Genomic DNA, 24,661 nt, shown 5'->3' with positions numbered 1-24,661 from the left:
GTGAGCCCCCTCCCGTCGCCGCGCATGCATCCGGCCGTCCTCGTCGAGGACGCCGTCCACGGCCTGATCGACCGGGGGCTGCGCCGAGCCGGGTGGGTGCCCCGGGTGGTGCCCCACGTCGGCTACGGCCTCGAGGGTGAGTGGGTCCGGGTGCTGGCGCGCGTGGTGCTGGTGCCCGAGGGCAGCCTCGCCTCGCGGCACCCCGACGACGCCCGGGGCTGGCGCCGGTTCGTGACCCAGTCCGCCTCCGGGATCCCGGTGCAGGTCGAGGTGGGTGGCACCGTCACCAGCGTCGAGACCGACCGCGAGGGCTACGTCGACGTCCGGCTGCCCGCCGACCTGCCGGCCGGGTGGGGACGGGCCCGGCTGCTGCTCGACGACAGCCCACCGACCTCCGCGCACCTCAGCATCGCCGCCGCCGACGCCCGCCACGGCCTGGTCAGCGACGTCGACGACACCGTGATGGTCACGATGCTGCCGCGCCCGCTGGTGGCCTTCCGCAACGCCTTCGTCAGCCGGGAGGTCGACCGGGTGCCGGTGCCCGGCATGGCTGCGCTGTACCGCGACCTGCTGGCCGCGCACCCGGACACGTTCGTCGTCTACCTCTCCACCGGCGCGTGGAACGTCGCCAGCGCCATCGGACGCTTCCTGCAGCGCCACGGCTACCCGCCGGGCCCGGCGCTCCTCACCGACTGGGGGCCCGCGCCCACCGGCTGGTTCCGCTCCGGGCAGCAGCACAAGATCACCGAGCTGCGGCGACTGCTCGTCGACTTCCCCCAGCTGTCCTGGATCCTCGTCGGCGACGACGGCCAGCACGACCCGAGCACGTACGCGCAGATCGCCCGCGAGCACCCGGGCCGGGTGGACGCGGTGCTGATCCGCCAGCTCAGCCTGCCCGAGCAGGTGGTGCGCCACGGCCGCCTGGACGGCGAGGCGGACGAGGCCGACGACGAGCCCGCGGACCTCGGGCGCGCCGCGCATCCCGAGCACGAGCCCGGCCACGAGGCGGGCGCCCGGCGCACCGGGCGGGGTGCCGACGGCGCGGCGCTGACCCTCGAGGCCCGCCGCCTGGGTCTGCTCGACTGAGCCGCCGGGTCGAGCGACCCGCCCCGCCCCTCCGGACCGGCGGCGTGTGGTCCTCTCGGGTCATATCCACGCACAGACGGGTCATCTTGGCCCGCGACGGCACCGCCGGCACGCCGCCGGCCGTTGAGTGGTCCAGACGCCAGGATCGACGGCGCCACCACCACCATCTTGGGACCGCCATGGGCACCGACACGCTCGCCACCGCCACCACCGCGACACCCGACGGCTGCCGCTTCAGCGTCGTCGGTGAGCTCGACCTCGCCTCGGTCCGCGCCCTGCGCGCGCGCTGGTCCGAGGCGCTGGTCGGTGCGCCCCGGCGCCTCGACCTCGACCTCGCGGGGCTGACCTTCCTCGACGCCACCGGCCTGGGCACGATCCTGTGGTGCCGCCAACGGGCCCTGGCCGTGGGGCTGGGGTGCCGGGTGGTCGCGGCCAGCCCCTCGGCGGTCCGCATCATGCGCCTGACCGGCACCCACGTCCTGCTCGTCGAGGACCCGCCGGCTCGCCTCAGCCGACCGGCTGGTGCTGCCGCCCCCGGGTCCGACGGGTGAGGAGGAACCCGAAGGCGGTGGCGAAGACGTACATGATCACCGAGTAGACCGCGGCCGGGATGGCCACCTCGGTGCTGTCGAGGACGCTGAGCGCGATCGTGAGCGCGACGGTGGTGTTGTGGATGCCGACCTCCATCGAGCTGGCGATGGCCTGCGGCTGGTCCAGGCGCAGCATCCGGGCCCCGAGGTAGCCCAGGCTCAGGCTGGCCGCGCAGAACAGCGCGGTCACGAGCCCGACCTGGCGGACGTAGTCGGGCAGGTTCTCCCGCTCGCCGAGCAGCGCCCCGACGGCGACGACCACCAGCACCGCGATCGAGAAGATCCGCACCGGCTTGTCGGCGCGGGCGGCGAACCCGGCCGAGCGGCGGCGCACGAGCATCCCGATCACGACCGGCACCAGCACGATGGCGATCACCTGCAGCACCTTGCCGACCTGCAGGCCGAGCTCGCCGTCGGCGTCGAAGTACCCGATCGCGAGGTTGGTGATGAGCGGGATGGTGAAGGCCGCGATCACCGAGTTGATCGCGGTGAGCGTGACGTTGAGGGCGACGTCGCCGTGGAAGAGGTGGCTGAAGAGGTTGGCGGTGGTGCCGCCCGGCGAGGCGGCCAGCAGCATCACGCCGACCGCGAGCAGCGGGTCGAGGTCCAGCAGGAGCACCAACCCGAACGCGATCAGGGGCAGCACCAGCACCTGCAGCGTCAGCGCCACGACCACCGCCCGGGGGCTGCGCGCCACCCGGCGGAAGTCCTCGACCTGCAACGACAGGCCGAGGCCGAACATGATGACGGCCAGCGCGACCGGCAGGCCCACGCTGATCAGTGCGGAGTCGTTCACGACCACTCTCCCCTGCTCGACCGGTGACGGCGGCCACAGTCAAGCAGCAGGAGGACGCTCAGGTGCGGAAACGCTCCACGGCGTCGGGGTGGACCAGCGCACCCCGGTCACCGGCCTTGCGCCGGTGGTGCTCGAGCAGCGCCACCAGCGACGAGGCCGGCCACGCCTGCGGCAGCAGTCGGCAGGCCACCAGCCCGGGGCCCTTGAACGCGACGACCAGGTGCGGCTGCCACCCGCGTACGGCGCCCACCTCGGCGATGTCGCGCCACGGCACGGTCCGCGCCCGGGTCAGCCCGCCGGGCATCCGCACTCCGTCGGGGCCCACGACCAACCGGTTCTCGGTGCGCGTCGCCAGCACGGCCGCCGCGACCACCCCGAGGACGACCAGGACGCCCACGACCCGGGGGTCCACGTCCCGCCCGAACACCAGCAGGGGACGGGTCGCCGAGCCGCCGAGCAGCACCATCCCCACACCCAGGCCCGCGATCGCGGCACCCACCACGGCGCGCATCAGCACGTGCGCGCGGCGCAGCGGCAGCGCGAGACCACCCTCGACGGCGACGGCGGGCGGCGGGTCGGCCCGCGGCCCGTGGCGCGGGGCCGTCAGGCTGCCGGCCCCGGCGACGCCCATCACCACGAGCAGTGCCCCGAGGGCGACCGGGAAGGCCGGCTGCTCGGCCCTCAGCCCGGCGACCGCGAAGAGCGCGCCGATCGGCACCAGGAGAGCGATGAGAGCCAGCACGGCGTAGCGGCCCAGCGAGCGGTAGGCCGCGTCCGGGGCGACGAGAGGTCCGCCGTCACGGATCGTGGTCACGCGCGCCCCTCCTCCTGCTGCTCCTCCGCCTGCGCCTCCTCGACCCGCTTCTTGATGCCGCGCATGCCGGGGAGCTTGCCCAGCATCTCGTTGAGCTCCTGGGAGACGTCGAGCAGGTCGTGCAGGTCGGGCGCGACGGTGCCGAGGGTCTCGAGGATCGGCAGCACCTGCGTCTCCATGCGCTGCGACAGCAGCGGCAGCTGGTCGATCAGCCCGACCATGGCGTCGACCTCACGCGGCGAGGTGGTCTCGGCGAGGTGGTCGAGCACGGGCAGCAGCTTCTCGGCCGGCGGGACCGCGCGCGCCGCGAGCGGTTCGAGGCAGTCGAGCAGCGCCTCGAGGCGCCCGGACAGGGGGGCCAGGTCGGCCAGCATCGTGGCGGCGTCGCCCCGCGTCCGGTCGGTGGCGGCGACCACCTCGTCGGCGCGGACGCGGGTCGCCTCGATCCGGTCCAGGAGCCCTCCGACGTCGAGCACGATCTCCTCCGCGGCGCCGATCAGGTGCAGCACGCGGGGACCGGCGTCGAGGAGCGCGTCGAGGACGACGCGCACGTCCGCGGGGCCCGGGACCGACAGGGGCAGCATGGGGATCCGCATCCCTCGACCGTAGGCGAACAGACCGCCCCCGGGCGACCACCCCCAGCGCCGACCCCGGGCCGGCTCCTCGACCTCGGGTCAGCCCCGGGCGCCGCCGATGCCGAGCAGTGCGGCCAGCCCGAGAGCGCTGCGGGGCGAGTACGCCGCGCGCCACAGCCCGCCGTGCGCGGCGGCGTACGCCTCGTCCTGCCACGGGTGCTCGTGGCGCGGGCCGCCGTCGGTGTGCAGGTCGTGGACGAGCATCGCCGCCATCAGCACGTTGGAGGTGGAGGGGTCGAAGACCTCGACGCCGAAGCGGTGCGCGCCGGCGTACGCCGCGGCCAGGGCGCGGTTCTTGACCACCGAGCGGGTCCGGGTCGGGGGCGCGACGTTCATCGAGACCAGGCGGCCGTCGTGGCGCGCGTCGGTGGCGCGCCAGCGCTGCAGGCGCTTGGCCAGCGCGTAGTTCGGGCCCTGCTGCGGCACCAGCGAGTCGTTGACGCCGGGGTCGGCGGGTCCGGCGTACGGGCGCTGGAGCAGCCGGCCCCCGGAGACGCTGCGCAGCGGACGACCGAGGCCCTTGCTGAGCCGGCCGCGGCCGGCGTAGGAGGCCAGCGCCTGGTCGACGGCGTCGGCGGGCACCGCGAACACGTCGGTCGGAGTGGCCAGGAAGGCCAGCGCGGTGTCGTCGCGCGCCTCGAGCAGCCGCCGGCTCAGCTCGTCGACCGCGGTGGAGACGCGCACGTTGGTGGCGCCGTCGGCGTAGACGTAGTTGCCCAGGACGAGGGTGCCGGGCTGGTCGGCGAGCCAGTCGGCCAGCGCAGGCACGTCGGCGAGCAGGTCCGCGCCCGGACGTCCGTCGACGGCGGGGGCGACCACGGTGCCGGCGCCGGCCACGGCGGTGTCGCTGACCCGTTCCCAGATGTCGTCGCGGGGCAGGTCGACGGCCGCGACCCGGGCGCCCCAGCGGGTCAGGGCCTGCAGCGGGCCCATCTCCGAGCCGGCGCCGACGACGGCGACGGTGTGGTCCTCCAGGCGCAGCCAGTCGGGGTTGGCCAGCACCGCGTCGACCGCCTCGGCGAGGCTGGGCTCGACGACCCCGGCCTGCACCCACGCCTCGACCCGACGGCGTACGTCGTCGCCGCGCAGCCGCTCGCCGCGGTAGGGCAGCACCAGCTCGCGCAGCGGCTCGGCCGCGCCGTGCATCTCGACCTGGCCGAAGCCGGTCGTCGCGCGTGGCCACTCGGCCAGCGGCCGGTCGTCCTCGCCGTCGACGACCCGCATCCGGGTGTGCAGCGACTCCAGGCCGGCGCGGGCGACGGCGACGGCGTCGTCGGGCGCGCCCAGACCGGCCTCCACGAGGCGGCGGAACCACGGCACGTACTGCGTGCGCCAGGCGGTCTCGCGCTCGGCGGCGCGGGCGCCGACCGGGTCGACCGGGCGCAGCGCGTCGGCGACCACACCGCGGCCGGTGGTCGTGGTGCTGCGCCGTCCCTCGGCGTCAGCGGGGTCGACCGGGAACACGAGTCCATGGGGAGCAGCAGCCATGGGCCTCACCCTGCCTCTCCCGCGGGTGCGGGTAAACACCCGGGGCGGCCCGGCCCGGCCTGACCCTCCGTACGCCGCCGCGGCGTGTCGCGGTGCGGAAGGTCAGGACGACGCGCGCCGGAGGATGGCGGCCCGACGCCTCGACTCCTTTACTCTCAGGCTCGTGCTCCCCACCGATCCCCCCACCGGTCCCCCTCCTCCGCCCCCCACCGCTGCGCCGACCGGGCCACCCCCGTCGACGGGTGTGACCCCGGCAGCCCTGCTGGCCGAGGCCCGGACGGCGGCCGTCCCGGCGCTGCTGGGTCTGGCCGTCGCACTGGGCGCGGCCGTGCTGGTCACGGTGGTCGTCCTGCTCGGCTTCGCGATCGCCGGGGACAGCCCCTCCGGGATCGACGACGAGCTCGGCAACGTCACGGTCCTCTTCTTCCTGCCCTTCCAGGTGCTCGGCCTGGGCCTGCTCGGCACCTTGGGACTCACCGAGTCCGGGGTGCACGCCAGCCTCTACGCCCCGGTCTACTGGGTCACGGGCGCCTTCGTGGTCACCACCGCAGTGCTGGCCCGCCGCGCCGAGCTGCGCGCCGCGGTGCCCACCACCACCTTGGAGCGGGTCCGCTCCGGCGCGATCGTGGGGCTCGCGCTCGGCGTCGTGCTGCTGCCGCTGATGCGCTTGCTGGCGATGCGCGCCAACGGCACGCTGAGCCACACCGCCTCGCCCACTCTCTTCATCGGCACCACCCTGCTCACCCTCGGTGCGCTGTGGGCCGGGCGCTGGTCGGCCCGGGGCCGCTGGCACCGCGCCGTCGACCTCGACCTCGTGGTCGCCCTGCGCCTGATGTGGTCGGTGCTCATCGGCTGGCTGGTCGTCGCCGTGCCCGTCGCCGCGATCCTCGCGCTCGTCGGTGAGGGTCCGGACGCGACCGTGACCGTCCTCGCGGCCGGTCCGACCGCCGCGATCTACCTGCTCGAGCTGGCCCACCTGGGCGCCGTGTCCGGGGCCGGCGAGACGTACTTCGTGTGGAGCGAGAGCATCCTGCTCGGGGGGATCCTCACCGTCGCGGCGCTGGTCTCGACCCTCCTGGTCTCGGTGGCCTGGCACCGTCGGCGGGTCCGTCCCGCCGGCGCCGACGCCTGGTCCTGGGCCGTCCTCCCGCTCGCCGGGCTCGTGGCCGGGCTGATCGCGTGGCTGGCCGGCCTCGTGGTCGTCGGCGGCGGCATCGAGGGCTTCGGCGGCCAGGCCGTCATCGCGCCGGCCTTCTGGTCGATGTTCGTGCTCGCCGTCTGGGCGCTGGCCGCGGAGGGCCTGAGCCGCACCGTCGCCCCCGCCCTGTCTCCGGGCCTGCCCGCCCCGATCGCCCGCCTGCTCGACCACCCCCGCCCGCTCCACGAGGGCGACCCGACCGACCAGCCGGGCGGCGAGCGCGCCGAGCCCCGCGTCCGTACGCCGGAGGAGCGGCGTCGTGACCGGCGCCTGGTGCTCATCGGCGTCGGGGTGGTGGCCTCGCTGGCCGTGCTCGCGATCGGCTACCGCGTCGTCGACTCGACGTTCTTCGGGCCCGAGAAGCAGGCCGAGGCCTACCTCGACGCCGTCGTCGACGCCGACCTCGACAAGGCCCAGGAGCTCGCCCCGTTCGACTACGAGCCCGAGGGCCTGGCCTTCGCCGTCAGCTTCGGCGACGAGGACACCCGCACCGACCTCTTCACCCGCGAGATCTACGAGGCGACCGAGGAGCGGATCACCGGCTACGAGATCCTCTCCACCGACGTGAGCGGTGACCGGGCCGAGCTCGAGGTGCGCCTCGAGGGCCTGTCCGGCGAGCCGACCGTCGACCTGACGCTCTACCGCGACGGTCGCAGCTTCGGGCTCTTCACCGACTGGGTGGTCGGCGACGCCGGCCTGGCCCAGGTCGGGAGCAGCTACGGCGAGACCGACTCGATCGGGGTGAACGGCATCATGGTGGAGACCGATCCCGAGGCCGACCAGTGGCTGCTGCCCGGCACCTACGACATCGACCCCTACGCCGACGACCCGTTCCTCCAGGCCGACGTCGACCCGGTCGTCGTCGAGCCGGGGGCCGGCTACGCCAGCATCGGCGTCTCGTCCTCGGCGGAGCCCACCGAGGAGTTCCGCGCCCAGCTGGACGACCAGGTCGGGGCCTACCTCGAGGAGTGCATGGCCAGCACCGAGCTCGAGCCGGAGGGCTGCCCGCAGTCGACGTACTCCTTCGGCGACGGCGTCCGCAAGGTGGAGTGGACGCTGACGCGGGCACCGGACACCAGCGACCTCTACCTCAGCGGGGAGTTCCCCGAGACGCTCTACCTCAGCGACGGCGAGGCGGCGGTCACCTACGAGGCCGACGAGTCCTACGGCTTCGGCCCGAAGGACTTCCAGCCGCAGGAGGACACGTCCTACCTCAGCCTCCAGGTCGAGGTCGACGTGGACGGTGACGAGCTCGTGGTGACCTTCGAGCCCTGATCGTCGAGCGGGTCAGCGGGCCCGCACCCGGACGCAGCACAGGTCCGGGGCGGGCAGCAGCACGGCGTGCAGCGAGGAGCACGACATCCCCTCGAGCACCCCGTCGACGAGCGCCTCGTTCATCCCGCACACGAGGTCGAGGTGCTCGTCGACCAGCTGGTCGAAGGGGCAGTTGCGCAGCCGGAGCCCGTCGGGGTCCTCGACGGGCTCGTAGCCCTGGGCGGCGAGCACCGGGGCGACCCGCTCCAGCTCGCGTCCACCCCCGGGGTGCGCGCGCGACGCGGCCCCGCCGGCCTCGACCCCGTGCTGGCGGGCCGCGGCGCGCACCGCGACGTCGACCGCGGTTCCGGTGGCCATGGCGTCCTCGACGGCGCGCGCCAGCAGGTGCGCCGCGAGGTCGTAGGAGCGCTCGGGCAGCGAGACGCTGACCTCGCGGTCGGCGCGGCGGTAGACCTTCGCCGGCCGTCCGGCGCCGGGCCCGGTGCGTCCCGGTGCGCGGCGCTGGTCGACCTCGAGCAGGCCGGCCTCGACGAGCCGGTCGAGGTGGAACTTCGCGGTGTGCACCGCGACACCGCACGCGGTGGCCGCCTGCTCCCGGGTCACGGCGTCGACCTGGTCGACGACGTGGAGGTAGAGCGCACGGCGGGTCGGGTCGCTGAGCGCGCCGACGCCGGTCACGGCTGCTGCGAAGTCGTCGTCCATCCGCTCACCCTCTCGCGCCGCGGCCGCCGCGACATCTCTAACGGATACATCCATTGACGAAACCTTACTCCAGTTCTAACGTGTAAATAAGTTTCCGTTAGAAGGAGTCCACCATGCTCGACCAGCACCCCGTCTCAGCCTCACCCTCGTCCCGGCCCGCCGGGAACGCCTCGCCGCTGCTCAGCGACGACCGTGGCGCCCACCAGGCCTACCTGCTGCTGCGCACCGTCCTCACCATCGCCCCGATCGCCTTCGGGCTGGACAAGTTCTTCGGCGTGCTCGTCGACTGGGACGTCTACCTCGCCGGCTGGATCGACGACCTGGCACCGGGCACCGCCCACCAGGCGATGCTCGCGGTCGGCGTCGTGGAGATCGCCGCCGGCGTCCTGGTCGCCCTCGCCCCGCGCCTCGGCGCGCCCGTGGTCGCCCTGTGGCTGGCCGGCATCATCGTCAACCTGGTCTCGATGGGCCAGTACTACGACATCGCCCTGCGCGACGCCGGCCTGTTCGTCGCCGCCCTCGCGCTCTACCGGCTCGCCGTCTCCCCCGCCGCTCACGCGGCTCGTGCGGAGGCCGTCGACAACGCTGCTCGCCGATGACGGCCCTGACAGCGATGACGACGGCGACCAGGACGACGCCCTCCTGCGCCCCGGCCCCGGACACCGAGGCCGCGACCCGGGCGGCCGCGGCGCTGCTCACCGCCCTGGGCGTCGACTGGGACACCGTGCACATGGCGCGCACCCCGGCCCGGCTGGCAGCGGCGTACGCCGAGATGCTCACGGCGCCCGCCTTCGAGCTGACCACCTTCCCCAACGACCAGGGCCACGACGGCCAGGGCCACGACGAGCTGGTGGTGGTGCGCGACATCGCGTTCCAGTCGCTGTGCGAGCACCACCTGCTGCCGTTCGTCGGGGTGGCCCACGTCGGCTACCTGCCCGGCGAGCGGCTCCTCGGGCTGTCGAAGTTCGCGCGCCTGGTCGACTTCACCGCCCGCGCCCCCCAGACCCAGGAGCGGCTGACCCAACAGGTCGCCCGGCAGCTCGAGAAGCACCTGCGCCCGCGCGGCGTCGGGGTGGTGCTCGAGGCCGACCACTCCTGCATGACGCTGCGCGGCGCCCGCGCCGGCGGCGCGCGCACGGTCACCTCGACCCTGCTCGGCACGCTGCGCCACGACCCGGCCGCGCGTGCGGAGTTCCTCGACCTCGCCCGCCCGGCCCGCAGCCCGGGGGTGCGGTGATGGACACGACCACGCCCGACCCCCGCGACCAGCGGGTGGTGGTGGTCGGCGGCGGTCTCACCGGCGGCGCGGCCGTCGTCGCGCTGCGCGAGCGCGGGCACCGCGGGCCGTTGACGCTGGTGTGCGCGGAGGACCACGTGCCCTACGAGCGACCCGGGCTCTCCAAGGGCTACCTCGCCGGCAGCGAGGACGCCGCGGCACTCGAGGTGCAGCCGCCCGGCTGGTACGCCGAGCACCACGTGGACCTGCGCCTCGCGACCACGGTCACCGGCCTCGACCTCGCGGCCCGCACAGTGACGACGAGCGCGGGCGACCGGGTCCGCTACGACCAGCTGCTGCTGGCCACCGGCGCCGCGCCCCGCCACCTCGCGATGGCGGACGACGCGGCGAGCCACGGGGCGCCGGTCTGCTACCTGCGCACGATCGAGGACGCCGACGTCCTCCAGCGGCACCTGCACCCGGGCCGGCACGTCGTGCTGATCGGTGGTGGGTTCATCGGTCTGGAGGTGGCTGCCACGGCCCGCGGCCGCGGCGCCGAGGTGACCGTCGTCGAGTCCCAGGCCCTCCCCCTCGTCGGGGTGCTCGGCGAGCAGGTGGCACTGCGGCTGGCCGAGGTGCACCGCGATCACGGGGTCGACCTGCGGCTCGGCACCCAGGTCACCGGGGTGCGCGTGGTCGACGAGCTGGTCATGGTCGACCTGGACGGGCGGCCCGGCGTGACCGGAGACGTGCTGGTCGTCGGGGTGGGAGCGACGCCGCGCACCGAGCTGGCCGAGCGGGCCGGGCTCGAGGTCGACGGCGGCATCGTCGTCGACGAGCACCTGCGCACCTCCGACCCGCACGTGCTGGCCGCGGGCGACGTGGCCCGCTTCGCCCACCCCGCGCTGGGCCGGTCGCTGCGCGTGGAGCACTGGGCGACCGCGCAGGCCCACGGCCGGCTCGCCGCCCGGTCGGCCCTGGGCGAGGACGCCCTCGTCGAGGAGCAGCCGTTCTTCTTCTCCGACCAGTACGACCTCGGCCTGGAGCACTTCGGTGACGTCGGCCCGGACGGCCCCGACGAGGTCGTCGTCCACGGCGACCTGGGCACCTCGCTGGTGGCCTACTACGGCGTCGGCGGGATCGTCCGCGCCGCCATGCATGTCAACGACTGGGACCGGGCAGGAGAGGTGAAGCGGGCCGTCACCGACGGCATCGGGATCGAGACGCTGCGAGGAGCGCGGGCATGACCACGCCGAGACTGCTCACGCTGGGCCACGGGACGCTCGACGCCGAGGGGCTGGTCGGGCTGCTCCGCGACGCCGGCGTGCGCCGCCTGGTCGACGTACGCCGCTTCCCCGGCAGCCGGCGCGACCCGTCGGTGGGCCGCGACTCGTTGACGGGGCGGCTGCCGGCCGCCGGGGTCGACTACCGGTGGGAGGAACGGCTCGGCGGGCGGCGCCGGGTGCCGCAGGGCCAGCCCGAGGAGGTCGACGGCTGGTGGCGGGTGCCGGCGTTCCGCGCCTATGCCGCCCACACCCGCACCGAGGAGTTCCGCGCCGGGCTGGCGCAGGTGCTCGAGGAGGCGGGCGCGGCGCTGACGGCGGTGATGTGCAGCGAGACGGTGTGGTGGCGCTGCCACCGGCGCATCGTCAGTGACGCGGCGGTGCTGCTGCACGGCGTCGACGTGCAGCACCTCGGCCACGACGGGCGACTCACCCCGCACCCGCCCGCCGAGGGGGCCCGGGTGGGCGAGGACGGGCTGCACTACGACGGCCCACCGCCCCCGGCCCCCTCCTAGCCCCTCCTAGCCTGGGGTCATGGACGCCGACTACGTGGAGGCCGTGCTCGCGGTGGTCGCCGCGGTGCCGCGCGGGCGGGTCACGACGTACGGCGAGGTGGCGGCCGTCGTGGGCCGTGCCGGGCCCCGCCAGGTCGGGCAGGTGCTGGCGCGGCACGGGTCGCAGGTGTGCTGGTGGCGGGTGGTGCGCGCCGACGGCACCCCACCGACCTGCCACGACGGCACCGGCCTGGGCCTGCTGCGCGCCGAGGGCACTGCCCTGCGGCCGGACGGCCGGGTGGACCTGGGCCTCGCCGGCGGCTGACGGGGTCGGGGATCCGGCGTCCGAGGTTCACCCCTACGGGGGATGTCGGTGGCGCGGGCTGGTAGGAACCCTGTTCGGTCCCTACAGTCGAAGAAGTGAACAAGCGTCGGGACTCGGCGCTGCACCACCTGTTTGGGGGCCCACGATGGGCAACGAGATCATCACCGTGCCGACACGGCACACCCGCTACACCGTGACCGGCGAGCTGGACGTCGCCACCGTGCACGACCTGCGCCGTCGCTTCACCGCCGCGCTCGACCAGCCGGCCCTGTCCGGGCCCGACTCCGGACCGGGGCTCGACCTGGACCTGACCGGCGTCACCTTCATGGACGCCGCCGGCCTCGGAGCCGTGATGTGGTGCCGCCGCCGGGCGCTCGACGCCGGCCGCGCCTGCATCGTCGACGCCGCCAGCCCCGCCGCGCTGCGCCTGATGAGGCTCACCGGCACCCACGACCTGCTGCGCGGCACCGCCGCGGCACCGGTCGGCACCGCCATCCCCGTCTGAGCGCGCTCCCACCCCACGTCATCCTGACGTCCCGCACGCCCGCTCGGCGTGTCGCGGTGCGGAACGTCAGGACGACGACCGAGCCGCCGCTGGGATGGTTCCCGCACCGGCCAGCACACCGACGCCGCCTCAGCCCGCCCAGCGACCGGGGTCGGTGAGGTCGAGGCCGGGCTCGTCCTCGGGCAGCAGCGAGAGCTGCTGGGTGCGCGGTCCGCGCGAGCGGCTGGGGCCCTCGTCGCGGCGGGCGAGCCGGTCGACGAGGTGGCGCAGCCCGGAGCGCAGCGTGTGCAGCAGGAGATCGAGGTCGACGTCGGGCACCACCACGGTGCCGGTGCGCAGCCCCACCAGGGACCGCACCAGCAGCGGGCGCTGCCCGTCGTACGCCGCCGCGACCTGGCTCGGCTCGACCTGGCCGTCGAGGAGCAGCTCGACGACGGTGGCGAGGTGTTCGTCGAGGTCGGCGGGCAGGGGTGCGAGCAGCTCGGCGCCGTCGTGCTCCTGGACCTCGGCGTGGTCGTCGGCGTCGAGGAGGCCCTCGAGGAACCGGCGGCCGCCGACCCGTCCGGCGACCTCGCCGGCGATGTCGTCGATCTCCGCGCAGAGCCGCGTGAGCACGCCCGCGAGCTGGCGGGGCGCGAACGGGACGGCGCAGATCTCGTGGCGCACCAGGATGCGGTCACCGACGACGCGCACCTGCAGGTAGGGCAGCCGGGCCTGCAGGCCCGGGACCTCGCGCTCGGCGGCCTCGGTGTCGGCGATGTCGTCGACCAGGATCGCCATCAGCCCCACGACGGGCCGGTCGGCCACGACCTGCACCCACACGACGCTCTCGCCCGCCGGGACCGGCACGTCGCCGTCCTCGTCGTGGGCGACGGGGTGCTTGCCGAGCATCTCCGAGATCGTGGCGTCGACCATCTGCTGCAGGTGCTGGCGGTCCTCGACGAGCACCGCCAGCGGTGCGTCGTCGGCGAGCACCCTCGGGCGCTGGGCCGCCAGCACCGCCACCGGGCGCTCCCAGCGCAGCCCGCCGAGGTCGAGCCGGTCGCTGGTCAGGAACGCGGGGTGCAGGCAGCCGTGCGTGACCCGCAGCGCAGCGACCATCAGGTCGGCCGCGCGGTCGCACTCGCGCTGGGCCAGGTCGAGGGTCCAGCTGACGTCGCCGGCGTCGTCCTGGTCCCGCTCCCAGGGGCCGTCGGGACGGTGTGGGCCGACCGAGTCGAGCCAGAGCTCGCTCGCCTCGACCGTCGCCCGCACGTAGCGCTGCCCCTCCTGCTCGTCGTCCAGCGCGACGACCAGCTCGTCGTCGGTCTCCATCGCGAAGAGGTGGTCGGCCAGCCGGGCGCGCAGCTCGCGCCACGCCTCGTCGTACGTCGGATCGATCGTCACGTCACTCCCGGTGTCTCGGCCCGGGCCGGCCCCCACCGACCCCGAGCACCCCACGCTAGGCGGGAGCGCCGACATTCCCGGGCGGCGCGAGCGGGCGGCGTACGACGTTTCGGTGGGCGCGCACCGATAGCCTCCGGGCGTGAGCGACCCACCAGCGCGACTGATCCCCCGTCGGTTCACCGTCGGCGTCGTGGCGCTCCTGGTCGTGGTGCTGGCCCTCACAGCCGTGTCGTGGGCGGTGGACGGGTTCGTGGCGTGGAGCATCCGTGGCGTCAACGTGGCGGTCGGGCTGCTGCTGGTCGCGGCGGTCTCCGCGCTGGTCCGTCCGCGTCGCCGGCGTGAGCCCGAGGTGCGTCCGGACGGGACCCGCGTGTTCCTCGCCCCCGCCCTGACCACGTGGCCGCTCCTGGGCGCCTGGGGCGTCGTCCTGGTCGTGGCGGGGATGTGGGCCTACCTGGCCGTGACGGACCTCGGCGCCCTGGAGTCGCCGGGGTGGGCCCTGATCACCGTCGGCGGCGCGATCGCGTCGCTGCCCGACCTGCTCCGCCTGCTCACCGGCCGCCTGCACCGGTGGCGGCTCGAGATCGGTCCGCAGGGGGTGACCTACCGCGGCTACCGCACCGACCAGACGTGGCCGTGGGCCCAGGTCCACGGCGCCCACCTCCAGGCGCGCCCGGCCGGCGCGGCGATCGACGTGAAGGGCCCGGGCGAGGACCCGCTCGTCCCGATCACCGCCTTCGCGGTGTCCCCCGAGCAGCTGGTCGAGGAGATCAGGCAGGGCAGGGCGACCGCGCGCCGCTGAGCGACGCGCCGGCTCAGGCGCCGCAGATCATCGCCAGGTCACGCCACCAGGCGAGCCGGTTCGGGCGCCCGTCGTAGTCGCGGCGCTGGTTGGCGCCGGAGACCCCGGGCAGGACGAAGACCTGCGCCGGCCCGAGGTACCAGTCCTGGACTCCCAGCCCGGGCCGCCCTCGGCGTCCCACCGCGCGGGCGGCCTCGTGGGCCACGGCCTTGCTGGTGAAGGCCAGCCACTCCAGCTGCCACTTCTCACACTTGGCAACGAGCTCGTCGACCTCCACCCAGCGCGGGTCCCAGTGCCCGACGAGGTCGGTCAGGCCCAGGCCGAGGTCGGGCACGAGGTGGTCCTCGTGCGGCTGCAACCGCCGCGGGGAGAGCCCGGAGAGGTGCAACGACTCCCAGAAGCTGTTGCCCGGGGTCTCGTAGTAGTGGTCGCGGTGCTTCTGGCTGGCCGCGCCGGCCAGGCCGCAGAAGACGACGAGCGGCCGGTCCGGGACGAGGTCGGGGAGCACCTGCACGCTGGCACGCTACCCGGGTGGGGACCACCCGATCAGCGGGCCAGCTCGATGAACTCGGGGCGCCCGAGCGCGGGGTCCTGCCTGAGCTCCTGCAGGTCGGTGGTGTTGCGGGAGATGGAGGCGAGCAGGTCGCCCGAGACGAGCCTGATGTCGGGGTGGGCCAGCGGGGCGTAGCGCAACCGCCCGGTGTCCAGGCCCGCCGGCGCCCGGAGCCGCTTGACGGCGGTCCACGGCCCCCACGGGTGGGGTGCGGACCAGGTGTAGACGTAGTCGGCGACGTCGCCGTCGCGCTTGGACACCGCGACGTACTCGCCGTCGATGGCGTCGACGGACAGCGTCTGCGAGACACCGTCCTCGGCGGCGAGGACGGGGGCGGCCCGCTCGACCCGGGGCTGCCAGCGCCAGCCGTCCCAGAACTGCCAGCGCTCCCGTTCGGCGGGCGTGGCGACCGGGGTGCGGGCGACGTACAGCTCGCGGCCCGGCTCGTAGGCCCGCCCGGTGACCCGGGTGCCGTAGACGAGGTACCAGTCGCCGTCGCGGGTGGCGGCCGCGCCCCAGTTGACCTGGTCGAGGTCGCGGGAGTCGCGCGTCAGCTCGGCGACGACCAGCAGCTGGGGCGCCTCGCCGTCCTCGACGGTGAAGACCGCCGCCGAGCTGCCGAGGTAGGTGAACCCGAACGCCCCGCCGAAGCCGCGGTCGATGCGCGAGCAGAGCACCACCAGGTAGTCCTGGCCGTCGTAGCGGCCCTGGGTCATCGACATCGGCCAGTACACGACGCCGGGCGCCGCGTCGGGCACCACCGGCCCGTCGTCGGGGGTACGAAGCTGGGAGACGCAGCGCCGGGAGGTGACGAGCATCGAGTTGGCCACCAGGAACGGGCGCACTGCGTCGGTGCGGCTGGTGTCGCCGAAGATCCACGCGATCCGCCCGTCGGGCAGCCGGGCGCTGGCCCCGATGTCCCCGGACTGCCAGGCGGGCAGGTCGATCGAGGCCATCATCCGGTTCAGCTCGTCGGCCGAGCGCGCCTGCCCTCCCACCGGCGGGGCCGGGCAGTCGGGGACGAGCCGGGCGCGCGTCGAGACGCTCGGCTGCTCCTCCACCCGCTCGGAGGGGACGCTCCCGAGGCAGCTGGCCGTGGCGAGCAGCAGCGTCCCTGCGACGACGGCTCCAGCGACGCGGGAGCTCCTCACGACGACGGCGCAGCAGCGACCTTCAGCGCGGGTCGGAGCCGAGCATCAGGCAGCACCCCTCCGACAGTACGCCGCGTCAGCGGGGCACATCGATCGGCTCAGGTCGACCGGTCACGGGCCCTGCGCGCGGGGTCAGGTGGTGGTCAGCGCGTTGATCTCGCTGACGACGTACATGTCGCCCATGCGCGCGCGCTGGCCGGGGTGGACCAGGCACTTCCCGATCACCGCCGCGACGACACCCGGCCCGCCGGCCAGGTAACGGGTGTCGATCACGACCATGCCGGGCCCGGTGCGGGGCTCGCGGCGCCACATCCTCGTCGTCGTGTCGTGGCGCTTCGGGGGAGCTGACACGAGGACGGGGACGGGCTCGTGAGGGACGACGCCGGTCACGTCCTCCCACGGCACCGACCAGCCGGCACCCTCCTGGCGCAGCTCGAGGCCGACCGTGGTCACGTACAACCCGCCGACGGCGATCCTGCCCCGCAGCAGCGGCACCATCGGCACCACCAGTCCGAGCCCGGTCAGGGCGAGGAGCCACGCGCCGACCGGGTACCCCTCGCGGGCGGAGAGCACCGCGCCCACGGCGCTCCAGACGATGTAGACCGTCATGCCGACGCCGGACATCAGCACCTGGGCCCGCGAGTACGGGAACACGGTGGCGGCCGCGCCCGACGGCGCGGTCCCCACCCGCACCGCGGGACGCCGCCGCGGCACCCACACGTCGATGCCGACCATGACGAACCCGCCCACCGCCAGCAGCAGGAGGAACGACCCGGCCAGCACCGGCCCGAAGTCACCCAGCGAGACGAGCCCGACACCCATCAGCAGGAACCACACGTAGCCCACGCCGACGAGCACGTTGCGTACGTTGCGAGACACCGTTCTCCCTCAGTCGAGAAGTCCACCGACACCGTCTACGAGAGCGCCCACCCCGTCGCCCACAGCACCTCCGGTGTCCGTGAGTGATTCCCATCCGTCGCTCAAGGCATTCGCGACATCGGGACCTTCTTCGAAGAGCGAGTCGATCGCACCCGAGGCGACGATCCCGACGCCGGCCCCGACGACGGCCCCCACCGCGGTCCCCACACCAGGGACCGGCACGAAGGAGCCGACCAGGGCACCCGTCCCTACGCCCGCGGCCACGGATGCCGCGAACCCTCCGCCGTTGGACGCGACCGCCTGGACCGTGCTCTCCCCCGCCGCCACGTCCAGCCCGATCCCGACCACGGCCAGCGCCCCACCGAGCTTGAGCTGACCGGCCCTGGCGGCGCGGTCGAGGTCGTCGGCCTTCCGTGCCTGCTCCGCCGCCTCGCGCCCCCTGCCCTCCCAGTAGTCGAGGTCGTGATTCGTGAACCCGGTGTTGTCCGCCTCGATCAGCGCCAGGTACTCGCCGGCCTGGTCGCTCAACGCCCTGCTGGCAACCCTCAAGGACGAGGCCTTGTTGCTGAGGGCCCCCGCACCGAACCCGCCCGCGATGTCGATGGCGGTCAGCGCCCAGGCGGGTCCGTCGAGGCCGCGGTACTCGTCCTCGAGCCGCCGGGTGCTCCGGGCGAGATCGCCCCGGACCACCGCCGCCTCCGCGGCCGCGATCTCGTACGCCGCCACCTTCGCCCGGTGGTCGGCCCACGCGTCGAGCGAGGCCGCGTGGGCGTCGACGAGCGTGGGGCTCACCCGGCCCGCCGGCGGGCGCCCGGGGTGGGTCGGTCCGGCGCCGGGCGGCTCGATGACGAAGCCGGAGACGACCAGCCCGGCCGCAGCGCCCGCGGCCCGGATGTCGCTCATCCGTTCCTGGAGCCGGCGCAGGCTGCCGGCGTACGCCGCCAGCTCGCGCGCGACCGAGTCGGTCCCCTCCTGGACGAGGTCGATCTTCTCGACGGCCACCCCCATGCGTGCGACGAACCCGCCCGCAGCGGCTCCGGCCCAGTCCCCGGAGGCGGCCGTGCGAGCGCTCGCCACGTGACCTACGCCGGCGCCGAGCGCGGCGCCGAGCGACCCGGCGAGCCACTCGGCGGTCGCCTCGATCGAGTCGGGCGAGCCGGGGATCTCGGTGTCGATGCTCATGTCACCACCACGCCTGGGGCCGGAAGGCCTGCTGCGAGGCGACGTCGGCGCCCTGCAGGGCAGCGACGGCGGAGCGGACGTTGTCGACGGCACCGAGCAGCCCGACGCTGACCTCGGCAGCGGTCTCGGCGATGCGGGCCAGCATCTCGGTGAGCATCGGCGTCACCTCGCCCGCGTCGAGGCCGGTCGGCAGCCGCGCCCCGCAGTCCTCGATCGCCGCCCGCGCCTGCTCGAGGTCGCCGGTGATCGACTCCGCGGTCGCCCACCGCAGCTCGATGCTCATCGCCGACCCGCCTCGACGGCCCCCGGGCTGGGCCGCTTGTCGAGGTACAGCAGGTCGTAGGGCGCCTGCTCGTGCGCCGCCTGCAGGTCGGCCACCGACATCAGCACCCAGGCGGACTCGGGGCTGTAGAAGTCAGCGAGGCGGTCCATGGCCGAGTAGACGAACAGCGCGACCTTGTCGTCGTGCATGCGATGCATGGCCAGTCGCTGGGTGTCGTCGCGCTCGACGGTCGGTGCGTAGACCACCGGAGGGAACGGAGGAGGTGTGTGGGTCATGCCTCCAGGTTCCCCAGGATCGCGCGGCGGCGACACCAGCAGATCCGCGTCTGTGGATAACCGGCGAGGGGCTCAGCAGCGGCGGCGCAGGACCCGCTCCCCGTCGCTGACCCGGAGCGTCCGCACGACCCGGTCGCCGCGCACCAGCCGGACGACGGCGTCGCCGTCGGAGACGACCTCGAGGGTGCCGCAGCGCCACCGGGCCCGGGCGAGGTCGACGCTCACCCGCGAGACGTTGGTCAGCCGCAGCGCGAGCCGGTCGCGCAGCGGCAGCCGTTCGCCGTCCTGCCAGGTCGTCTCCTGCAGCAGCGCCGGCAGCGGGCTGACCACCGGCGTCGGGCCGCTGCTGGCGGGCAGGTGTTCCCGGTCGGGGATGCGCTCCGAGGTGGCCCGCACCCGGGCGAGGGTGCCGGGGCCGGAGTCACGGGCGGCGAGGCCGCGGGTCCAGTACGCCGTGGTCGCGCCGATGCCGAGCCCGCGGAAGGTCAGGTGGGGGCGCCAGGTGAAGTCGATGTCGCGCGGGTCGCGCATGACCGTCGGCAGCCCGAGCCCGTCGATCACGGTCGCGAACCGGTCCTGCACCGCGAAGATCAGGTGGTCCTCGCCGGGGTAGCGCACGAATCGGTGCCGCAGCCCGGCTGCCTCGAAGCGCGAGACCTGCCGCTCGACCGAGGTGAACGGCACGAGCTGGTCGAGGATGCCCTGCCCGATCCGGAACGGCAGCCAGGTGGCGTTGCCGACCAGGTCGTAGGCCGTCCCGTCGGTGGTGCAGCGGCCGCCGAACGCGGGCGAGACGAGCTGGTCGGCGTCGACGGACACCCCGCACTGGGGCGGACCGGCGAGCACGACGGTCTCGGCGTACAGGTCGGGGTGCGCGAGCCCGAGGTGGTAGCCGGCCCAGCCGCCCATGGAGTAGCCGGTGAGGACGGTGCGTCGGGGGTCGAGGTCGAAGCCGTCGGCGAGCGCCCGCCAGACCTGCCAGTAGTCGACCTCGGCCTCGTCGAAGTACCAGCCGTCGGGGCCGCGGCCCAGGGTGCCGGCGCAGATGGAGTCGCGGTCCTCGCAGAGCCGCTGCATCAGCTGGGGGTCGTAGGCGGCGTACTGGTTGTGGTTGACGCCCAGCGAGTGCAGCGTCCAGGTGAGCGGGGCGGCGTCGCCGCGGCGGTAGGACGTGGGGACGTGGACGGCGTAGGGCTGCACCGGGGAGAGGTAGTTGGGGGCGCCGTCGCCGCTGCCCTGGCCCTCGTCGGCTACGACGCCCTCGCCGAGGTCGAGGCGGGAGAGGTACCAGCGGTTGCTGGGGCCGTGCACCAGCGGCTCGCGGGTGCGCTTCTTGCGGCGCAGGTCGCGCCAGCGCACGACGTGGGAGAACGGGGAGGCGTCGCCGGTGGCGAGCGCGTCGGCCTGGGCGTCCTCCATCCAGAAGTTGCCGGTGACGAAGCGCGCCTGCCCGTCGACGCCGAGCTGGTCGGTGACCGGGTTGCCGGCCGCGACGGCCTGGAACGCGGCGACGAGGCCGGCGGTCTGGCTGTCGGTGACGACCGGGGTCTCCTGGTCGGGGGTGCGGAAGGCGAGGTTGTAGACGTGCGGCAGGCCGGGCGGCAGCGGTAGGCCGCCGCTGAGCGTCGGCGCCGCCATCGCCTCACCGGTGTCGTCGGCGAGGCCGGCGGCGAGCCGGACGCGCCAGGAGCCGCGGGCGCGCAGCAGCTGCCTGGGCACCCGCACCGTGAACGAGCGGGTCGACTCGTCGACGGTCAGCCGCCCGCCGTTCCTGGTCACGTCGGTGACGCCGCCGGTGGTGAGGTCGTGCAGCCAGGCGCCGCGGCTGGAGACCACGAGCGCCTGCTCGAGCCCCGGCGACGTGACGCCGGCAGCGGCCGGCCAGGTGTCGACGCCGGTGCTGGCGTCGCGGTCGGTGTCGAAGGCCCACACCGCGATCGGCACGTCCCGGCTGGCCAGCGTCGTCCAGTCGACCCGCCAGTACGTCGCCCGCCGGTCCGCGCCCGTGGCCGCCACGAACACGTCAGCCCCGTTGCCGGCCGCCTCCTCCGGCTGCTCGTAGACGCCCTGCTCGGGCGCCAGCATCGCGATGTTGTCGACGCTGAACCCGCTCGGCACCGCGGCGCCGTGGTCGTCGTAGACGAAGTCGGTCCAGTACGACGCTCCCCCGTGCAGCCGCTCGGTGCCCGACGTGCGCGACACCCGCTGGGCGAACGGCCAGCCCTTCGGCTTGTCCAGCTTCGGCTCGGCCTTCGTCGCCGCGGCCGGGGCACCCTCGGGCAGGCCTCCCCCGTTGGTCGAGCTTGTCGAGACCCCCTGTGAAGGAGCCGCGCCCAAGCCGAGGACCAGACCCGCCACCATCGCAGGAGCGAGCAGGACGCGTGGGGTGGGGAGCATGCCCGTCCAACGGCGCGACGTGATGGTCGTTACGCCACCCGACACCGATGGCAGGCGCCCCGCCTCCCGGGTGTTCCCACCAGCGTGTTCCGGCTGGTTGGTTTTACCCAGGGCGACGATCGCAGCGCGACGCACCAGTCCAGCCGCCTCCAGGGGGTCCGCCGTGACCCGACCGCGCTGCGTCCAGACACAGGAGGGCAACATGCAAGACCCGACGACGGAGGGGCAGCCCTCCGGGACCGCGGTCGGCAAGGCGACCGCGAAGGCGGCCGGGCAGCTGCAGAAGCTGACGCTCAGCGCTGTCGACAAGGGCGTCGGCCCGATGTCGGGGTCCCGGTCGTACGCCGCTGAACGACTCCGCCACGCCCACGAGGACGTCGACAAGGCGGTGACCCGGGTCGTCCGAGAGTCGGTCGTTGCGGCCGGCACCGCTGGGTTCGTCACAGGTCTGGGCGGCCTCATCACGCTCCCGGTCAGTCTGCCTGCGAGCATCACGGGCAGCCTGATCATCAACGCGAGGATGGTCGGCAGCATCGCCCACCTGCGGGGGCACGACCTCGACGACCCGCACGTCCAAGCGATGCTGATGCTCACGGTCGCGGGGTCGAGCGCACAGTCCATCGCGTCGGAGATGGGGGTGAAGCTCGGCAAGCAAGCCGCTCTGCAGGCGATCGACAAGATCCCGATGCAGGTCATCAGGGCCGTCAACCAGCGCGCCGGCGTCTACCTGGTGGCCAAGTACGGAACCCAGCGGTCGATGATCACCCTGTCCAAGGCTGTGCCCGGCGTGGGCGGTCTCGTCGGCGGTGGCGTCGACGCCGCGCTGACCCGGGGCATCGGAGGGGTCGCCAAACGGGCCTTCCCGCCGGTGGCACCCGGCCTGTACCTGCACCGTGGCTGACGGCCCCCGTCCAAGGTCCCATGGACCTGGTCCCGAGCGAGGGCCGACGGCGGAAGTGTGGAGCCGCGGATCAAGCAGGTTCATCGAGGACTCCACACTTTTTCGACTGTCAGCTCCGCCACCCCGTCCCACACGACCCCGGACGCCCGCGTGCTGCGCAGCACCCGGCGTACGTCGCGCCGGGCCTGCTCGAGGTCGTGTCCGAGCAGCACGGCGTACGCGACGGCCACGCTGGGGGCCCGGTGGTGGGCGGAGACGCAGTGCACGAGCACCGTCTTGCCCTCGGCGCGCAGCCCCCGCACGGCGTCGGCTGCGTCGAGGAGCACGAAGTCCAGGTGCGGGTTGGCGGCGGGGCCGTCAGAGTCCACGAGCCGCGACTCGACGACCTCGGTGGCGCCGCCGAAGCAGGTCTGGTGCCGCCCGACGCGGCACAGGGAGACGACCGCGTCGGCGTCGTGGTGCGTGGTGCCCGACGTCCCGAGCAGCACGCCGGGGTCGTAGGGGTGGGGCACGACAGCCCCAGCGGGCTCGCCGTAGTCGACGCTGTCGACGAGGGGCCAGCCCACCGGGTCGACCCGTCCACCGGAGACCGTGAGGCTCGCCAGGGCGACCAGGTCCCGCCCGCCAAGGCCGGGCCAGCCGTGGACCGCGCGGCGCCAGCGCCACGGCACCGCGCTGGCTCCCCAGGTCGCGCCCAGCAGGCCACCGGCGATGGCGGCGACCGTGTCGGTGTCGTCGCCGATGCGTACGGCGGTGTGGAGGGCGCGCTGCAGGTGCAGGCAGCGGGGTTCGAGCGCCGCGTCGGGGACAGGCGTGGTGGTGACGGAGGCGAGGGCGGCCTGCAGCGCGGTCACGGTGAATCCGTTGGGCCGGAACCGCGCCGGGTCCGTCCCGTCGTCTGTCGCGTCGTCGAGCCAGCCGCGCCACGGCGAGCGGCGGCCATCGGGCAGCAGGTCCAGCCCTGCGTGGGGGCCGCCTGCCTCGCCCAGCACGGCTAGGCGGATCGCCTCGCACCACAGCACGCAGGCGTCGCCGGCGAGCGGGTCGGCGTGCGTCAGCTCAGCGATGCCCCGGGCCGCGCGCGCCAGGTGGTCACGGTCGTCGAGGTGGGCGAGCGCGACCCCGGCGGTGCGCATCAGTGCGCCGTTGCCGGCCGAGTGGGCGTTCTCGCGGGCGTACCGCTCCGCCTCCTCACGCATCACGCCAGCCGCCCCGGTCTCTCCGGCATCGAGTCGGCGCCGGGTGCGGCCGAGGACGGCGCTGGTCTGGATGCCGATGTCGGGCGGGTGCCCGTCGTACCAGCGCAGGAACCCCTCGGCGATCGCGTCGAGCGCCTCGTCGGAGGTGAGGTCGGCTCCGGTGGCGGCGACCTCGGCGATCGCGACGGCCATCGACGTGTCGTCGCTCCACTCCCCCGGCGGCAGGTTCCCGAGCCCGCCGCCCTTCATCTCGGCGAGCTCGCCGGGGCCCGGAGGCGTGGCGAACTCGTAGGGGACACCGAGCGCGTCGCCCACGGCGGTGGTCAGCAGCACGCCGGCGGCGCGGTCGTGCTGGGCGGTGGTGAGTCTCATCAGGCCTCCTGGAGGATCGGGTGGGTGCGGTGCGTGGCGCGCAGGTGGACGGGCCGGTAGCCGTGTCGCAGCGACATCACGTCGAGGTGGCCGGTGGTCGCGCGACCGAGGGTCGAGAGCTGTCCGACGGCAGGTTCCCAGTCGAGGCGGGTGCGCTCGATGCGCTCGACCAGGCGTCGAGCGCGGCGTCCGGGGGTCGGCAGGCTGGGCCGGCCGTGGCCGTCGAGCGCCGCAGCTCGCAGCAGCTGGGGCAGCTGCTCGACCAGCGTCGCCGGGTGGTCGAAGAGCTCGAAGGTCAGCGGCTGGCCGCCGACCCCGATGACGACGCCGGTCTGACCGGCGAGCGGCCGCACCAGGCGGCGCAGCAGCTCCACCTGGTCGTCGAGGGCGTCCATGCCGTCGACGAGCGAGGACGTCGGCGACGAGCCGGCGTACGCCTGGACCCGGCGCCAGACCTCGGCCTGCTGGCCGGGCCGCTCGAAGCCCTCCCGCACGTACGTCGGCGCTCGGCGCCCCCGGGTGGTCTGCTCCAGGTCGCCGCTCCAGCGCGACTGCTCGACGCAGGCGACGTCGACGCGGGCCTGCTGGCCAGCAGGGACGAGCAGGGACCGCGTCGCCATCCGGTGCTGCCAGCCACCCTCGAAGAGCTGGCCGTCGAGCACCAGCACCGGCCGTTCCCCCGGGTTGTGCACCTGCAGCTGGGGGACGTCCGGTCCGTCGGTCACCTCGGTGACCACGAGCGCGTCGTGGGCGGTGTCGTAGCGGCGTCGGGCAGGCACGGCGCGGTCGTGCCACACCGGGAAGATCGTGAGGGAGCCGATGGTGGTCCCCTGGCCTACGTGGAGCTTCATTGCCCCACCTCCTTCTCTAGGAT

26 protein-coding genes are annotated in these 24,661 nt (G+C 74.5%); 11 read left to right on the top strand and 15 right to left on the bottom strand.

The genetic code is table 11. The features are described from left to right. Both I601_RS09585 and I601_RS09580 read left to right on the top strand, forming a co-directional pair. Positions 1 to 1,086, top strand: coding sequence for an App1 family protein (locus tag I601_RS09585; RefSeq protein ID WP_157520013.1), 1,086 nt, complete (start codon positions 1 to 3; stop codon positions 1,084 to 1,086). Between the two features lie 179 nt (positions 1,087 to 1,265). Further along, positions 1,266 to 1,637 carry an STAS domain-containing protein gene (locus tag I601_RS09580; RefSeq protein WP_068108748.1) on the top strand — a complete coding sequence of 124 codons (372 nt, stop codon included), beginning with the start codon at positions 1,266 to 1,268 and terminating at the stop codon, positions 1,635 to 1,637. On the opposite strand, the gene I601_RS09575 is transcribed toward I601_RS09580, so the two are convergent. The 4 genes from I601_RS09575 to I601_RS09560 all read right to left on the bottom strand — a co-directional run bounded on the left by I601_RS09575 (position 1,594) and on the right by I601_RS09560 (position 5,409). Beyond that, positions 1,594 to 2,472: a bile acid:sodium symporter family protein gene (locus I601_RS09575; protein ID WP_068114660.1), complete on the bottom strand. Its 879-nt coding sequence runs from the start codon at positions 2,470 to 2,472 to the stop codon at positions 1,594 to 1,596. The two genes, I601_RS09580 and I601_RS09575, sit on opposite strands and share 44 nt — an antisense overlap. A 58-nt stretch (positions 2,473 to 2,530) precedes the next feature. Beyond that, positions 2,531 to 3,286 (bottom strand): PH domain-containing protein, encoded by a 756-nt coding sequence (locus I601_RS09570; RefSeq protein WP_068108746.1) that lies wholly within the window; start codon positions 3,284 to 3,286, stop codon positions 2,531 to 2,533. Continuing rightward, complete coding sequence (locus I601_RS09565) at positions 3,283 to 3,882, bottom strand: hypothetical protein (protein ID WP_068108744.1); 600 nt, start codon at positions 3,880 to 3,882, stop codon at positions 3,283 to 3,285. Before I601_RS09565 ends, I601_RS09570 begins: the two co-directional genes overlap by 4 nt. Before the next feature lie 78 nt (positions 3,883 to 3,960). After that, positions 3,961 to 5,409, bottom strand: coding sequence for a hypothetical protein (locus tag I601_RS09560; protein WP_068108740.1), 1,449 nt, complete (start codon positions 5,407 to 5,409; stop codon positions 3,961 to 3,963). 244 nt (positions 5,410 to 5,653) lie between these two features. Between I601_RS09560 and I601_RS09555 the strand changes: the two genes are divergently transcribed. Further along, on the top strand, positions 5,654 to 7,882 hold the full coding sequence (locus I601_RS09555; RefSeq protein ID WP_068108738.1) for a hypothetical protein: 2,229 nt from the start codon (positions 5,654 to 5,656) through the stop codon (positions 7,880 to 7,882). A gap of 12 nt (positions 7,883 to 7,894) precedes the next feature. On the opposite strand, the gene I601_RS09550 is transcribed toward I601_RS09555, so the two are convergent. Then, positions 7,895 to 8,584: a helix-turn-helix transcriptional regulator gene (locus I601_RS09550; protein WP_068108734.1), complete on the bottom strand. Its 690-nt coding sequence runs from the start codon at positions 8,582 to 8,584 to the stop codon at positions 7,895 to 7,897. Between the two features lie 113 nt (positions 8,585 to 8,697). On the opposite strand from I601_RS09550, the gene I601_RS09545 reads away from it, so the two are divergent. The 6 genes from I601_RS09545 to I601_RS09520 all read left to right on the top strand — a co-directional run bounded on the left by I601_RS09545 (position 8,698) and on the right by I601_RS09520 (position 12,407). After that, positions 8,698 to 9,183 (top strand): DoxX family membrane protein, encoded by a 486-nt coding sequence (locus I601_RS09545; RefSeq protein ID WP_068108731.1) that lies wholly within the window; start codon positions 8,698 to 8,700, stop codon positions 9,181 to 9,183. Beyond that, positions 9,180 to 9,821 (top strand): GTP cyclohydrolase I, encoded by a 642-nt coding sequence (gene folE / locus I601_RS09540; protein WP_084527398.1) that lies wholly within the window; start codon positions 9,180 to 9,182, stop codon positions 9,819 to 9,821. The genes I601_RS09545 and folE overlap by 4 nt, the downstream gene beginning before the upstream one ends. Further along, positions 9,821 to 11,047, top strand: a complete 1,227-nt coding sequence (locus I601_RS09535; RefSeq protein WP_068108726.1) for an NAD(P)/FAD-dependent oxidoreductase — start codon at positions 9,821 to 9,823, stop codon at positions 11,045 to 11,047. Before folE ends, I601_RS09535 begins: the two co-directional genes overlap by 1 nt. Then, positions 11,044 to 11,598 carry a DUF488 domain-containing protein gene (locus tag I601_RS09530; RefSeq protein ID WP_068108724.1) on the top strand — a complete coding sequence of 185 codons (555 nt, stop codon included), beginning with the start codon at positions 11,044 to 11,046 and terminating at the stop codon, positions 11,596 to 11,598. Before I601_RS09535 ends, I601_RS09530 begins: the two co-directional genes overlap by 4 nt. A gap of 19 nt (positions 11,599 to 11,617) precedes the next feature. Beyond that, complete coding sequence (locus I601_RS09525; RefSeq protein ID WP_068108722.1) at positions 11,618 to 11,902, top strand: MGMT family protein; 285 nt, start codon at positions 11,618 to 11,620, stop codon at positions 11,900 to 11,902. Between the two features lie 145 nt (positions 11,903 to 12,047). Beyond that, positions 12,048 to 12,407 carry an STAS domain-containing protein gene (locus I601_RS09520; protein ID WP_068108719.1) on the top strand — a complete coding sequence of 120 codons (360 nt, stop codon included), beginning with the start codon at positions 12,048 to 12,050 and terminating at the stop codon, positions 12,405 to 12,407. A 129-nt stretch (positions 12,408 to 12,536) separates the two neighbouring features. Here the strand turns inward: I601_RS09520 and I601_RS09515 are convergent, their stop codons facing one another. After that, a complete protein-coding gene (locus I601_RS09515) occupies positions 12,537 to 13,793 on the bottom strand; it encodes a T3SS (YopN, CesT) and YbjN peptide-binding chaperone 1 (RefSeq protein WP_068108716.1) in 1,257 nt (418 codons plus the stop codon). 139 nt (positions 13,794 to 13,932) lie between these two features. Here I601_RS09515 and I601_RS09510 point away from each other — a divergent pair, with 139 nt between their 5' ends. Further along, positions 13,933 to 14,595, top strand: a complete 663-nt coding sequence (locus tag I601_RS09510; RefSeq protein WP_068108713.1) for a PH domain-containing protein — start codon at positions 13,933 to 13,935, stop codon at positions 14,593 to 14,595. 13 nt (positions 14,596 to 14,608) lie between these two features. On the opposite strand, the gene I601_RS09505 is transcribed toward I601_RS09510, so the two are convergent. The 7 genes from I601_RS09505 to I601_RS09475 form a co-directional block, all read right to left on the bottom strand. After that, complete coding sequence (locus I601_RS09505) at positions 14,609 to 15,109, bottom strand: mismatch-specific DNA-glycosylase (RefSeq protein WP_068108710.1); 501 nt, start codon at positions 15,107 to 15,109, stop codon at positions 14,609 to 14,611. Positions 15,110 to 15,141: 32 nt separating this feature from the next. Next, the gene (locus I601_RS09500; RefSeq protein WP_068108706.1) at positions 15,142 to 16,299 is read right to left on the bottom strand and encodes a DUF4185 domain-containing protein; all 1,158 of its coding nucleotides are present in this window, start codon (positions 16,297 to 16,299) and stop codon (positions 15,142 to 15,144) included. A 132-nt stretch (positions 16,300 to 16,431) separates the two neighbouring features. After that, the gene (locus tag I601_RS09495; RefSeq protein WP_157520011.1) at positions 16,432 to 17,178 is read right to left on the bottom strand and encodes a hypothetical protein; all 747 of its coding nucleotides are present in this window, start codon (positions 17,176 to 17,178) and stop codon (positions 16,432 to 16,434) included. Between the two features lie 9 nt (positions 17,179 to 17,187). After that, positions 17,188 to 18,360 carry a hypothetical protein gene (locus tag I601_RS21150; protein ID WP_068108700.1) on the bottom strand — a complete coding sequence of 391 codons (1,173 nt, stop codon included), beginning with the start codon at positions 18,358 to 18,360 and terminating at the stop codon, positions 17,188 to 17,190. Position 18,361: 1 nt separating this feature from the next. Beyond that, the gene (locus I601_RS09485; protein WP_068108696.1) at positions 18,362 to 18,643 is read right to left on the bottom strand and encodes a hypothetical protein; all 282 of its coding nucleotides are present in this window, start codon (positions 18,641 to 18,643) and stop codon (positions 18,362 to 18,364) included. Continuing rightward, entirely contained in the window at positions 18,640 to 18,918 is a 279-nt protein-coding gene (locus tag I601_RS09480; RefSeq protein WP_157520009.1) for an SAV_915 family protein, read from the bottom strand. The genes I601_RS09485 and I601_RS09480 overlap by 4 nt, the downstream gene beginning before the upstream one ends. A gap of 72 nt (positions 18,919 to 18,990) precedes the next feature. Next, positions 18,991 to 21,315, bottom strand: a complete 2,325-nt coding sequence (locus I601_RS09475) for an alpha/beta hydrolase (RefSeq protein ID WP_068108690.1) — start codon at positions 21,313 to 21,315, stop codon at positions 18,991 to 18,993. A 202-nt stretch (positions 21,316 to 21,517) separates the two neighbouring features. On the opposite strand from I601_RS09475, the gene I601_RS09470 reads away from it, so the two are divergent. Continuing rightward, complete coding sequence (locus tag I601_RS09470; RefSeq protein WP_068108687.1) at positions 21,518 to 22,216, top strand: EcsC family protein; 699 nt, start codon at positions 21,518 to 21,520, stop codon at positions 22,214 to 22,216. 80 nt (positions 22,217 to 22,296) lie between these two features. Here the strand turns inward: I601_RS09470 and I601_RS09465 are convergent, their stop codons facing one another. Together I601_RS09465 and I601_RS09460 are read right to left on the bottom strand one after the other, a co-directional pair. Continuing rightward, entirely contained in the window at positions 22,297 to 23,787 is a 1,491-nt protein-coding gene (locus I601_RS09465) for an ADP-ribosylglycohydrolase family protein (RefSeq protein WP_068108684.1), read from the bottom strand. Continuing rightward, positions 23,787 to 24,638 (bottom strand): ARPP-1 family domain-containing protein, encoded by an 852-nt coding sequence (locus I601_RS09460; RefSeq protein ID WP_068108682.1) that lies wholly within the window; start codon positions 24,636 to 24,638, stop codon positions 23,787 to 23,789. The genes I601_RS09465 and I601_RS09460 overlap by 1 nt, the downstream gene beginning before the upstream one ends. Between the last annotated feature and the right edge of the window lie 23 nt (positions 24,639 to 24,661).

Source organism: Nocardioides dokdonensis FR1436 (genome assembly GCF_001653335.1).
Lineage (GTDB): Bacteria > Actinomycetota > Actinomycetes > Propionibacteriales > Nocardioidaceae > Nocardioides > Nocardioides dokdonensis.
The sequence above is the reverse complement of the archived record's forward strand: the minus strand, read 5'-3'. Positions and strand labels throughout refer to the sequence as shown.